At 39.1% G+C, this 12,570-nt stretch carries 13 protein-coding genes; 11 read left to right on the plus strand and 2 right to left on the minus strand.

The annotated features are described in order from the left end of the window. Nucleotides 1-150: 150 nt before the first annotated feature. From ACFSFY_RS04110 to ACFSFY_RS04155, 10 genes are all read left to right on the plus strand, one after another. Nucleotides 151-1,398, plus strand: coding sequence for a Zn-dependent hydrolase (locus ACFSFY_RS04110; protein WP_381535894.1), 1,248 nt, complete (start codon nt 151-153; stop codon nt 1,396-1,398). Nucleotides 1,399-1,458: 60 nt separating this feature from the next. Next, entirely contained in the window at nt 1,459-2,862 is a 1,404-nt protein-coding gene (gene hydA / locus ACFSFY_RS04115; protein ID WP_381536047.1) for a dihydropyrimidinase, read from the plus strand. A 22-nt stretch (nt 2,863-2,884) separates the two neighbouring features. Then, a complete protein-coding gene (locus tag ACFSFY_RS04120; RefSeq protein WP_381535895.1) occupies nt 2,885-4,234 on the plus strand; it encodes an NAD(P)-dependent oxidoreductase in 1,350 nt (449 codons plus the stop codon). Between the two features lie 12 nt (nt 4,235-4,246). Continuing rightward, a complete protein-coding gene (preA, locus tag ACFSFY_RS04125) occupies nt 4,247-5,509 on the plus strand; it encodes an NAD-dependent dihydropyrimidine dehydrogenase subunit PreA (RefSeq protein WP_381535896.1) in 1,263 nt (420 codons plus the stop codon). Nucleotides 5,510-5,637: 128 nt separating this feature from the next. After that, the gene (locus tag ACFSFY_RS04130) at nt 5,638-7,092 is read left to right on the plus strand and encodes an NCS1 family transporter (protein WP_381535897.1); all 1,455 of its coding nucleotides are present in this window, start codon (nt 5,638-5,640) and stop codon (nt 7,090-7,092) included. Between the two features lie 18 nt (nt 7,093-7,110). After that, entirely contained in the window at nt 7,111-7,317 is a 207-nt protein-coding gene (locus ACFSFY_RS04135) for a hypothetical protein (RefSeq protein WP_381535898.1), read from the plus strand. A 324-nt stretch (nt 7,318-7,641) separates the two neighbouring features. Further along, nucleotides 7,642-8,205, plus strand: coding sequence for an AAA family ATPase (locus ACFSFY_RS04140; protein WP_381535899.1), 564 nt, complete (start codon nt 7,642-7,644; stop codon nt 8,203-8,205). A 74-nt stretch (nt 8,206-8,279) separates the two neighbouring features. Next, nucleotides 8,280-9,503, plus strand: coding sequence for an AI-2E family transporter (locus ACFSFY_RS04145; RefSeq protein WP_381535900.1), 1,224 nt, complete (start codon nt 8,280-8,282; stop codon nt 9,501-9,503). Nucleotides 9,504-9,652: 149 nt separating this feature from the next. Continuing rightward, complete coding sequence (locus ACFSFY_RS04150) at nt 9,653-10,087, plus strand: YugN family protein (RefSeq protein ID WP_381535901.1); 435 nt, start codon at nt 9,653-9,655, stop codon at nt 10,085-10,087. A gap of 228 nt (nt 10,088-10,315) precedes the next feature. Continuing rightward, on the plus strand, nt 10,316-10,570 hold the full coding sequence (locus tag ACFSFY_RS04155; protein WP_381535902.1) for a GlsB/YeaQ/YmgE family stress response membrane protein: 255 nt from the start codon (nt 10,316-10,318) through the stop codon (nt 10,568-10,570). Nucleotides 10,571-10,652: 82 nt separating this feature from the next. Here ACFSFY_RS04155 and ACFSFY_RS04160 read toward each other — a convergent pair whose 3' ends face one another. Further along, entirely contained in the window at nt 10,653-10,841 is a 189-nt protein-coding gene (locus ACFSFY_RS04160) for a hypothetical protein (protein WP_381535903.1), read from the minus strand. 198 nt (nt 10,842-11,039) lie between these two features. Further along, complete coding sequence (locus tag ACFSFY_RS04165; RefSeq protein ID WP_381535904.1) at nt 11,040-11,963, minus strand: MerR family transcriptional regulator; 924 nt, start codon at nt 11,961-11,963, stop codon at nt 11,040-11,042. Between the two features lie 147 nt (nt 11,964-12,110). On the opposite strand from ACFSFY_RS04165, the gene ACFSFY_RS04170 reads away from it, so the two are divergent. Beyond that, nucleotides 12,111-12,560 (plus strand): hypothetical protein, encoded by a 450-nt coding sequence (locus ACFSFY_RS04170; protein WP_381535905.1) that lies wholly within the window; start codon nt 12,111-12,113, stop codon nt 12,558-12,560. The last annotated feature ends 10 nt before the right edge of the window (nt 12,561-12,570 follow it).

The raw sequence follows: 12,570 nt of genomic DNA on the forward strand, positions 1-12,570 counted from the left end.
ATACCTATAGCCCCTTAGTATACAAACGAATTCCCGTAAATATGCGCATGTACATTTTTTAGTAATATATCCGGATATGCCGAATACACTCTACTTTATAGGGTTGATAATAAACCGCTTTTTAATAACTATGAAAGAGAGGACTAGCATATGTATGAATGTAACCGAAATAGATTGCAGGAGTTAATTGAACAATTTAGCCAATTGGGTGCAACTGCCAATGGAGGCGTAACCCGTTTGTGCCTTTCAAAAGAAGATATAGCAGCTAGAGATTATTTTTGTGAACTTTGCAAAGAGTTGGGGATGGATATTCAAGTAGATGACATGGCAAATATTTATGCGACTCTACCTGGGGAAAAAAGTTGTCCTCCAATCGTAATAGGATCCCATTTAGATTCTGTTGAAAAAGGTGGCAGGTTTGATGGTGTCTTAGGTATTTTAACTGCAATAGAAGTGATACGAACGCTAAAGGAAAACGACATCGAGCTTGAGATTCCATTAATGCTTGTGAATTTTACGAATGAAGAAGGGGCTCGCTTCGATCCAGCGATGATGAGTTCCGGTGTTCTTACTTCAAAGTTTAGTAAAGAACAAATGCTGCAGTCCACCGATAAAAACGGAATTACTTTTCAAGAAGCATTACTGGCGAGTGGCTATGATGGGGAACAGGAAAATCGTTTAACTGAAGCACTTGCTTTTATCGAGCTGCATATTGAACAAGGACCAGTATTAGAAGAGAAGGAACGTGAAATTGGTGTTGTTGAAGGTGTTTTAGGAATGGTCTGCTATGAAATCACCGTAACAGGTGAATCCAATCATGCCGGCACGACACCGATGTCGATGCGTAAAGATCCCATGATCGTGGCGTCTCGAATCATTTCGTCTTTGCATGACCAGTTGGGCGAAATCGACGAAGAGCTTGTGTTCACATTTGGGCGTATGCATGTGGCACCTAATATTCATACGGTCATTCCGAACGAAGTTGTGTTTACCATGGATTCGCGTCATAAAAATCCAAAGGTAATAGAAAAAGTGGAAAAGCTATTGACAAGCTTAGCTTCAGAGGAAAACGGATGCGACATACGCCCGGTCAAGCTGTGGGGGCGGGAGACGGTATATTTTGATGCTACTATTTGCAATGCACTGGAGGAATCATGTCATGACTATGGTTATTCCTCTCATCGAATGTTCAGCGGGGCGGGGCACGATGCGCAGTATATAGCGAGCATCATCCCCACAGCAATGATTTTTGTTCCAAGTATCAATGGGAAAAGTCATTGCGAGGTGGAAGAAACGACATTTGAAGATTGTGTAAAAGGGGCAGACGTACTATTGGAAACGGTGTTGAAATTACAAACGAAGCTCAGCATGGGTGAAAAATTCACACTAAACCAATGAAGTAAATGGTTACTAGAAGTTACTAAAATGTTCATTCATGAATGGAAAGGTGAGGGTAACGTGAAAAAAATCATTACAGGTGGACTGATTGCGACAGCTTCCGATCTATATGAGGCTGATATTTTAATAGAGAACGGAAAAATCGTACAAATCGGGAGAAATTTATCAACCGACGGAGCTGAGATTGTAGATGCGACTGGGAAATACGTGATGCCCGGGGGAATTGATCCGCATACGCATTTGGATATGCCGTTCAACAACACGGTAACAGACGATGACTGGAAGTCGGGTACAATTGCGGCTGCCTTCGGTGGGACGACTACCATTTTAGATTTTTGCTTATCTGCGGGTGAAAAAAAACTTGCGACGGCTGTTGAGAAATGGCATGTAAAAGCAAAGGGGAATTCAGCGATAGATTACGGCTTTCATTTAATGATAGCGGATTTAACGCCTGAAACAGAAGCCGAGTTACCTGTGATATTAGAACAGGAAGGGATTACGTCTGTCAAAGTGTTCATGGCTTACGCGAAAGAATTCCAGGCGACAGACCGAACGTTGTTCAAAGCTTTTAAAATCGCAAAAGACGTTGGTGCAGTTGTCATGGTGCACTGTGAAAATGGTTCAGTTATTGATGAATTAGTAGAGGAGGCGAAGCGAGCGGGTCAGACGGCGCCAATTTATCATGCACTTACACGTCCCGCTGAATTAGAAGGTGAGGCAACGAAACGAGCGATTGAACTCGCACATATTGCGGGCGCAAAGCTTTATGTAGTGCATGTGACGTGTAAAGAAGCGCTGGATGAAATAATTGCGGCGCGTGAAAAGGGTTATGACGTGTACGGGGAAACATGTCCGCCATATCTAACGCTTGATCAGTCAGCGTTAGCGCAACCGGGTTTTGAAGGTGCAAAATATGTTTGGTCTCCACCACTTCGCCCGAAATATCATCAAGAGCATTTGTGGAATGCGTTAAAAGCCAAGCAACTGCAAACAATTGGCTCGGATCAATGTTCATTTAGCTTTAACGGGAAAAAGCAATTAGGGGTAAATGACTTTTCTAAAATACCAAATGGTGGGCCGTTTATCGAAGATCGCTTCAGTATTTTATTCTCTGAAGGTGTAGCGAAAGGGCGAATATCCATCCATGACTTCGTTGATATGATTTCGACAAATGCTGCAAAAATTTTCGGTTTGTATCCACAAAAAGGTACGATTGCGGTTGGTTCTGATGCGGATATTGTCCTTTTTGATCCTACGGTAAAACGTGAAATATCTGCGAACACCCACCATATGAATGTCGACTACAATCCGTATGAGGGATGGGAAGTAACGGGCGAACCTGTCAGTGTACTTGTGCGCGGAGAATACGTCATTAAAAATAAACAATTTGTTGGAGTAGTAGGCAGTGGCCAATATATTAAGCGAGCACTGCAGCCGACAACTCCTCAAACAATCACCGTTTAAACAGCAATCCATAAGGGGGAATATGTCAATGACTTCGCAACTCGAACAAAACTTTGTGGAAATGACGAGCAAGATGACAAAGAATGAAGCGATGGAAGAGGCAAATCGCTGCCTATACTGTTATGACGCACCTTGTATTACTGCCTGTCCGACAAGTATTCAAGTACCGAATTTCATCAAAAAAATTGCTTCCAGTAATATGAAAGGTTCGGCCATGACGATTATGGAGGCCAACCCAATCGGAGCGAGTTGTGCACGCGTTTGTCCAGTTGAAGTGCTATGTGAAGGAGCCTGTGTGTTAAATTCATCGACCAAGCCTATTAAAATAGGGCAATTGCAACGATATGCAACAGATTGGGCGAGGGAATCACGCATCCAGTTTTTTAAACAAGGAGAAGCAAACGGTCAAAAGGTTGCGATTGTTGGATCTGGTCCAGCAGGTCTGTCGGCTGCACGTGAACTTAGTCGCTTCGGTTATAGTGTCACAATTTTTGAATCGGAAGCAAAGGCTGGTGGCTTGGGCGCCTATGGAATTGTGTCATTCCGATTACCGAATGACGTAGTGGAATGGGAAGTGTCTCAAGTTGTAAACCTTGGTGTAGAAATTAAGACAAACACAAGAGTAGGCGTGGATATATCTGCTGAAGAAATTTTAGAGCAATACGACAGCGTTATTATAGCGGTTGGAATGGGGGCTGTCCCTAATCTTGGTATTCAAGGCGAGGAGCTGGATGGCGTTCATGATGCCATTGAGTTTGTTAAGCGTACGAAAATGGGTGAACTAACAGAAGACTTAATCGGTAAACATGTGGCGGTCATTGGTGCTGGTAACACAGCCATCGATGGTGCAACCTGTGCTGTGCGACTAGGTGCGGAGCAAGTGGATATTCTTTATAGAAGAACAGAAAAAGAGATGACCGCCTACCAATATGAATACGAATTTGCCAAACAGGATGGCGTTGGATTTAAGTGGTTGACGGCACCGAGCCGAATTATTGGTGATGCTGCAGGGAAAGTAGTGGGACTTGAATGCGTCAAGATGATGCTCGGTGATGCAGGGGTAGACGGTAGGCAACGACCTGAAGTAATCGAGGGATCTGAGTTTGTACTGAAGGTGGATGCTGTTATAAAAGCAATTGGGCAAACGCGCTTTGTCTCACTTATTGAAGCGTTTGAATTACAGAATACGGACGGAGTAGTAGACATTGACGAAACGACTATGCAAACATCGAATGCAAAAGTTTTTGCTTGTGGAGATGTAGTGTTCGGCAATGGCCAAGGGGAAGCAATGGTGGTAACAGCTGCGCAGCAAGGTAAAGATGCTGCTTACATTATTCATGAGCGTTTAAGAAAACCAATCGAGAATGCATAGGGGGGATGAAGCATGGCAGACTTACGAATTGACTTAGCCGGGATTAAATCGCCGAATCCGTTTTGGTTAGCATCTGCACCACCGACCAATTCGGGATATCAAGTGCAACGTGCATTTGAAGCGGGTTGGGGTGGCGCGGTTTGGAAAACATTGGGCGAACCAATTTTAAATGTTTCATCGCGATTTGCGGCAGTTAACTTTAACGGACAGAGAGTGGCTGGATTTAATAATATTGAGCTGATTACGGATCGTTCGTTAGAGGTTAATTTACAGGAAATTCTTGAAACGAAAAAACGATTTCCCAATCACGCCATTATCGCTTCATTAATGGTAGAGCCGAATCAGGAAAAGTGGCACGAGATTGTAAAAAAAGTAGAAGCTGTGGGGGTTGATGGTCTTGAGCTTAACTTTGGTTGTCCACATGGGATGGCAGAACGAGGAATGGGAGCTGCCTCTGGTCAAGTCCCTGAATTGGTTGAGAGGCAAACGTATTGGGTGAAGGAAGTCGCACGTACACCTGTTATCGTTAAGCTAACGCCGAACATAACGGATATTACGATGACGGCTGAAGCGGCAGTGCGTGGCGGGGCGGATGCCGTAAGTATGATCAATACAATCAACAGCTTAGCAGGTGTCGATTTAGATTCATGGAATACGGTACCGCATGTTGCTGGGAAAGGTGCACATGGTGGATATAGCGGACCTGCTGTTAAGCCCATTGCTCTAAATATGGTCGCGGAATGTGCGCGAAATCCACTCGTCAAAGTACCAATATCCGGCATTGGCGGAATTTCGAATTGGCAAGATGCTGCGGAATTTTTGCTCATGGGTGCAACAGGTGTACAGATTTGTACGGCGGCGATGCACCACGGGTTTAGTATTGTCGAAGACATGATAGATGGATTAAATAATTATTTGGATGAAAAGGGTATTGCCTCTGTGATGGATCTCGTCGGTCAGTCGGTTCATCGTTATTCTAACTGGGGTGACTTAGATTTAAACTATAATATTGTTGCTAAGATAAATAATGATGTTTGTATTAATTGCAATAAATGCCATATTGCGTGTGAAGATACGGCGCACCAATGCATTGACCTGTACACAGAGAGCGGTCGCCCGATGCTGAAGGTACGTGAAGTAGATTGTGTAGGTTGTAATTTATGCGCGATTGTTTGCCCGGTAGAAGGTGCGATTTCAATGGTCGAAAAAATGTCCACGATTCCTCCAATGACTTGGAACGAACGTCAATCACTAATTGGCAATTTTAGGCGATAATAAAAAAGGCAATTGTTAGAAGAAAAGCGAGAAAAGTATTCGCATTTAGACTTGGAGCAGTGTCTGGGCTCCAGGCGCCAGCCGCTTTTCAAAGTTAACTGGAAATCTACTAAAAGGGAGAGACATGTATGGCGAGTGGTGGAGATTATTTAAAATCACCAGATTTACTTCCAGTGACACATCAAAAAAGAAGCATCGGGACATTTGGTTTTGCAGTAATTTGGGTAGGAATGGCCATTGTATTAGCCGCCTTTGCAATTGGTGGATCAGGTATTATAAGTTTGTCATTGCCGATGGTCATTTTAGCAACTTTGATAGGTTCCGTACTAATCGGAGTATTAATGACGTTGATTGGTGATATTGGGATTGAACACGGCTTGTCCTTCCCGGTGTATATGCGTGCCCCATTCGGCACTTTTGGCACGCATATTCCATCGCTCGTTCGTGGTGTGACAGCTGCTTGTTGGTTCGGATTGAACACCTATTTTGGTGCAATGGCCATCAATGGGATTTTGAATATATTATTCGATTTTAATAATTGGTTTTTATGTTTCCTGATTTTTGCAGCATTACAGTTATTCAACACATCGCTAGGTATTAAATCCATAGAGCGCTTTGCAGATTTTGCTGCACCAATTATTATTTTAATATCGTGTTGGATGTACATCACACTTGCCGATCATGCAACGACTCAAGGTAAGGATGTGTGGACTTGGGTGGAATCGCCGACGGTAGGAATGGCGGCTTTTACAGCATTCATGGTTGTAATCATGGCGAACATGGGGTTCTGGGCAACGTTAGCTGCTGATATGCCAACACTGTCCCGATTCTTTAAAGCGCCAAAAAATGAACGTAACTGGTTCAAGCGCAATAAAACGCAGCTAGTTGGCTCTTTAATTGTAATGCCGATTACAAATACATTTATCGTAACTATAGGTGCAGTGGCTTATATGGCAGTAGCGTCTGCGGATCCGATAAATGCCTTGCAAAACAGTGCCAGTGGAATTGTGTTAGGAGTTTTACTACTTATGATTGTGTTGGCCCAATGGTCAACAAACACATCTGCAAACGTAATTCCAGCAGCAACAATCTTTTCAAACATCGGCGGACCAAAAGTGCCGTTCTGGGTTGGTGTTATCATTGCCGGGCTAATTGGAATTTTAGCACAGCCGTGGAGCTTATTTGGTGTCTTAGTCGATGCACTCTTAATCATTGGCGGTATTTTAACAGCCATTGTGGGAATATTATTCGCCGATTATTATTTAATCCGCAAACGGCGTGTGAATGTAAAAGATTTATATGAGTTAAACGGGCAATTTAAATATATGAACGGCTTTAATTTCGCGGGGTTAATCGCTTGGGTAATCGGCGGTGGCTTAGCGAATATGTTCCCAACGTATTCTGCATTAGTGGGCTTTTTCGTGGGGGCAATTGTGTACTACGTATTAGCGAAATATTGGTGGTTTAAAAAGTATCCACAAGCCGAACTAGACGATCCTAGTGATGCCAAGTATTTAGGTATTACAGTTGGGCATGATTGGGACGATATTGTCGTTCAAGAAATCGAAGCAAAAGGGAAATAAAAAAAGCGGGGTGTTTGTATGTCGGATCATTTACTAAGCATAGATGAAATGAAACGAGTTGATGACTATCTAGACACGGGCTTTAAAATTCATTCTGTGTATGAAAATTTAAATGGAATGGTTGTCGAGTTTGAACGGCAAGAAGAGGAAGTTTGTTTTCAGATTCTAACAGCCGAAGCACGTAAATACTTTTCTGCAAAACTCCTAGAAGAAACGCCGTTATAAGCATGTAAGTCAATTTAATATGAAGTGGTTAAAACTCTATTCTATTACTTAGAAGAATAGAGTTTTAATGTTGTGTTTTTATATTTCGATCATTTCTTCAAATGCTTATTATATATAAGCTACTTTGATATGCAGGCAAATGATTAATACTGAAAACGGTGGAAATAAGTAATCATTACATTTACCCGTTTTTTATTATCACTAAAATTGACAAACTTTGGATTCGATTTGATAATTAAGGTAATAAGTGTTTTTATATAGATATACTTGTAGATGACTTAGTTTGTATGTCTACATTATAAAAAGAGAACGGGGTTTATATTCATGACAAGGTTTGTAATAATAACGGTCGGAAAAACCCATAGTGGAAAAACGACATTTGCCAAAAGTTTAGAAAAAAGGATGTCTAATTCAATTGTTATTGACCAGGACAATCATGCTGAATTTCTTCATGCTTTTTATCCGGGATTATTGCCGAAAGATGGACAGAATACAATAAAGCACGACTTAACACAAACAATTGTTCAACATGCAGTAAATAAAACAGATGGAAACATTATTTTGTGTAATTCAAATCGAACGAGGAATGGTCGTTTGAAACTCCTAGATTTTTATCGTGTGAATGGTTTTACAAGCATACTTGTGTATTTTGATATCCCGACTCATATTCTTGAAGAGCGAATTTCGAAAAGTCAGCGCAGTACATTGATTTTAAGAACTGTATCAACGTTTGAAGAAGTTCTTACTCGACAGGAAAATGAAGACAAGACCAAAGTCGAGCAAGTAAACACACCCGAAAAAGATGAGGCAGACTATTTGTTTGTAGTTCGAAACGAAATTGAAGTTCAGTCCATTATGAATCAAATTATTACTATTACGGAGAGATAATGGGTTACTACTTTGGAAATTTGCTTTTCAAAAACTCTTTTAATCGTTGATAATATAGAAATGAGGTGCTGGATATGGAACAAGAAAAAGTGAATATGAAAAACATTGCTACTTGGTTCTGGAAATGGTTTTTAAACAATAAAGTAGTTACCATTTTATTGATTTCATTATTACTTTTATTGAATCTCCTTGTTTTTTCGAAAATCACTCATATATTTGGTCCCATCAAAGGGTTTTTAAGTGTAATTGGATTGCCAATTATAATGGCGGGTATTTTGTTTTATTTAGTAAATCCTTTAATTGATTGGATGGAACGAAAGAAGATACCTCGTGTGTGGGGGATTGCAATTGTTTTTGTAATCATTATTGGGTTAGTTGTGTGGGGCATTATCATTCTAATTCCTATCATACGGGAACAGACATTGAGCCTGATTGAAAATTGGCCTACATATTGGAATAAAGTGATCACTCAATTTGATAATATGCTAAGAAGTAATATATTTTCCCAATTACAAGTTCAATTGACCGATATCAATCAAAATATATTAAAATCAATATCAGAACAAGCAAACAGCGTCGTGAACTCAACTTTTTCTGGAATTGGAAGTGTACTAGGAACCGTCACTAATATTGTTATAGCACTTGTTACAATGCCAATCCTTTTATTCTTTTTATTAAAAGATGGGCGTAATTTACCGTATCATACAATGAAATTCATTCCGACAAACATGCGTTTGTATACGTATAATTTAATGAAAGAAATCAATACGCAAATTAGTCAATATATCCGTGGTCAATTGTTAGTGGCATTCTTTGTAGGATTGATGTTTTGGATTGGCTTTGCAATAATAGGTCTTGAATACGCGGTATTATTAGCGATACTTGCTGGCTTATTGAATTTAGTTCCCTATTTAGGTTCGTTTTTGGCGATGATTCCAATTGTCATAGTTGCATTGGTTGCCTCACCGGCAATGCTCGTTAAAGTACTGATCGTATTTGGTATTGAACAATTGCTGGAAGGTCGGTTAATTCAGCCGCTCATTTTGGGTAGTAACTTGAAAATACATCCAGTAACAATTATTATAGTGCTGCTGACGGCTGGTAAATTATTTGGTGTACCTGGAGTTATTCTTGGTATTCCAGCATATGCCGTATTGAAAGTGATTTTTGAACACATTTTCAACTGGTACAAAATATATTCGGGCTTATATGCAGGAAGCTATAATCCAGCTCCAGAACCAAGCGAGCCGATTGCTAAAAAGAAAAAAAGAAAGAAAATAAAGAAAATAAAGAAGTAAAGGGTTGAACAATTGCCTTTAAGTTTCTTTTCTATATAAATGATAACCTTTTCAACTAATTGGTAAAGTTATCTCAAATTTAATAACCGTATGTTTTACCTCCTTTTGAGAATACTATTTGAAGATGGACTCAAAAGGAGGTTAAGATTATGTTGAAACTAAAAACCGAGCTAGAAGGACAACAAGCCAATTTCGGCATTGTCAGTGAGTGTATTTCAGAGCTTGGTTATCACCTAGGCGGTAATTGGGATTACGAAAATGGTTGCTTTGATCATACATTATGTCGCGAAGATGGTGAAACGATTTATATTCGAATTCCATTTGTTGTTACGAATGGTGAATTAGATCAGTTTGATGCTACTATTAAATTTGAAACGCCATACATTATAAAGCATGTTGTTCATATCGGTTTAGATCAAGATGGAGGCTCATTATTAGATGCAACTGGTTTTAGTCAATTCCAATCTCCAATCGATACGGATGGACAAATCGATAATAAAAGCAGATGGATGCATGCTGGAGAAGTCGCTGTAAAAGAGCTTATGAACTGTTTATGCGAACATGCACATCTTAAATCCAGTTGATATAATTGAGTGCAATTGGTTTATGTTCGAAGCTGACGAAGTCCTCTATGGACGACGGCAGCTTTTTTTATGTTCACTGAAGTCCATCAGAAATGCCGCACCAAATGTTCTAATCAGTGCTAGTCATGCGTATTATTTTATATAGCCTTCATAGAAATCGCTCATAATAGCCTGGAAAATTGTTACTCCCTACTAAAGACAATGAAATAAGCAAAGGAGATGATTTAAATGAATTTGATTTTATATTTAATCATTGGTGCTGTCATTGGTTGGTTTGCAGGAGTTGTATTAGGAAAAAATTTGCCTGGCGGAGTATTAGGGAATGTGATTGCAGGAATCATAGGTGCTTGGATTGGAAGTAGGCTACTTGGAAATTGGGGTCCGAAGCTCGCTGAATTTTATCTAATACCATCTATTGTTGGTGCTCTCATCTTCGTAGTAATCATAAGCTTTATAATGAATTCCTCTAGAATGAGGTTTTAAGTTACGTAAAATGAGAAATGAACAGTGGACAGTAAAAACCCTGTATCTCAAAATTTTAATTGAGATACAGGGTACACTTTGATTATTTAGTGCGATTGTTATTTTTGTTTTTGTTCGTATTGTTTGTATTATTTCTGTTTTTCGTTTGTTCTTGGTTATTTGGATTTGTAAAATCATCTAGAAATTCTTCTCCAAATTCAACATTATTATTTTGCTTGTTTTTATTCTGGTTGAGTTTGTTTTGACGATCTAAATTTCTTTCATCTCTCAATGAGTTTGCACCACCTTTTTCTTGTTAAGTGAAATGCCTTTATGAATTTCACTCACATTTTATAGGATGTCCCATTCGGTATTAGCTATACCTATATTTTTTCGTTTTAAGTAAATAAAGGTATATGACAAAAAACGATTGTCCCTATAAAGGGGAACAATCGTTTTTTAGTGGGAAAATGCGGATACCATGTTGACCTTAAGTGGTGCGATTTTCAACAACATCTTCAATGGATTGTACAATGCGTAAAGCTTTAAGTGTTTGTCCTTTTGAATAACTCACTGCACCATAACCACCAAGACAAATATCAATATGTTTGTTTTTATATGCAAAATCGTCAATCTCTTTTAATAATAAAGGGTTCATTTCAAAAGGAATGGTTGTAGATGCGGATAATAGAACTTTTACTGGTTTAAGTTTGTCAACAATCGATTCAAGTGAACCGGGTGCTGGAGAACTCCCGACGAGCAACGTCCTCCAACCGAGTTGCATGAGCTGCAATAATAGTATTTGTACGGGTATTTCGTGTTGCTCGTTTGGTAAACAAGCACCGAGTACTAAAGGAGCATTTTCCCGATATTTAAAATTGCGTCGTATTTGAACTAAAAAGTCCCGAACGACCATGCTCGAGATGGATTCCTGAAAGGCATCCCATTCTCCCTTTTCCCATCTTTTACCTATCTCTTGTAGAAAGGGGACTACAACGGAAGTTAAGAAATTGGATAGGCCATGCTGATGGAAAGCCTGTTGTAAAACTAGATTGATTTCTACTTCGTCACAATGTGTCCCTTTTTCAATAAGTTGAAAGACGTGATTATTTAGGTCATCTATTTGTTGAATAGGTACTTGTTTTATAGTTTTTTCTACATTTGCGTTTTCCTGAATTACTAAAGTAGCAGCTTGTTTAATAGATAAACCTTGATCTGCCAGGGTTTTAACACTTAAAAGAACATTGACATCTTTTTTACTATAGGTTCTGTACCCGTTATCTAATCTTTTTGGCTGTACAATTTCGTGGCGTTCTTCCCATTTGCGAATGACTTGTTTTGATAAACCAGTCATATCTGATACTTGCTGTATGCTATAGTTCTCATTATCAAAAGTTCTATTAATAGTATTCACCCTTTCTTAATTATGCATTCTACGTGGTAACTTTTTTCCTAGTATGCTAAAGTATAATGAATAAAATTATTTTGTACAACGTTTGTGCTAGAAGATTATACAGTCGATGCTTTTTATTATAAGCAATTAAGAAAGGTTGGTAACTTAATGGTAATTAAGCAAGGAATTCTGAAGTCGATTTTTTACGGTTTACTATCCGGATTATTTTTAACAGTTTTCTTGAAAATGGTAGAAATGCTTACATCAAACAAGGTGTACACATTGTTATTAAACGTTGATTATATCCCATATCTAAATCAATACGAGTTTTCCGAACCAGTTGAGGTTGTATTTCATTTAATTATATCTGTTGCATTAAGCGTTTGTTTGTATATCCTAATAATGCGTTTGAAAATAAATTCTCGGAATAAAGTAATCTATTTATCCACAGCAGTGTGTTTCATAGTAGGTATCGCATTATTCCCGACAACAGCATTATCAAATCGAACACCTTCAATAACGGATTTGTCTTCTATTTTATTCTGGCTCGTAGGCCATATTCTTTACGGATATATATTAGGGTTTTTATTAGTAAATTCGGTTATCAAAAGAAAATAAACATATGTTA

Origin of the sequence: Sporosarcina siberiensis, from assembly GCF_042681925.1 — a bacterium.
GTDB lineage: Bacteria > Bacillota > Bacilli > Bacillales_A > Planococcaceae > Sporosarcina > Sporosarcina siberiensis.

Coding starts and splice junctions, on each gene's coding strand:
- preA (WP_381535896.1), top strand. CDS start 4,247: ATGGCAGACTTACGAATTGACTTAGCCGGGATTAAATCGCCGAATCCG.
- ACFSFY_RS04110 (WP_381535894.1), top strand. CDS start 151: ATGTATGAATGTAACCGAAATAGATTGCAGGAGTTAATTGAACAATTT.
- ACFSFY_RS04140 (WP_381535899.1), top strand. CDS start 7,642: ATGACAAGGTTTGTAATAATAACGGTCGGAAAAACCCATAGTGGAAAA.
- ACFSFY_RS04120 (WP_381535895.1), top strand. CDS start 2,885: ATGTCAATGACTTCGCAACTCGAACAAAACTTTGTGGAAATGACGAGC.
- ACFSFY_RS04155 (WP_381535902.1), top strand. CDS start 10,316: ATGAATTTGATTTTATATTTAATCATTGGTGCTGTCATTGGTTGGTTT.
- ACFSFY_RS04150 (WP_381535901.1), top strand. CDS start 9,653: ATGTTGAAACTAAAAACCGAGCTAGAAGGACAACAAGCCAATTTCGGC.
- ACFSFY_RS04135 (WP_381535898.1), top strand. CDS start 7,111: ATGTCGGATCATTTACTAAGCATAGATGAAATGAAACGAGTTGATGAC.
- ACFSFY_RS04170 (WP_381535905.1), top strand. CDS start 12,111: ATGGTAATTAAGCAAGGAATTCTGAAGTCGATTTTTTACGGTTTACTA.
- ACFSFY_RS04145 (WP_381535900.1), top strand. CDS start 8,280: ATGGAACAAGAAAAAGTGAATATGAAAAACATTGCTACTTGGTTCTGG.
- ACFSFY_RS04130 (WP_381535897.1), top strand. CDS start 5,638: ATGGCGAGTGGTGGAGATTATTTAAAATCACCAGATTTACTTCCAGTG.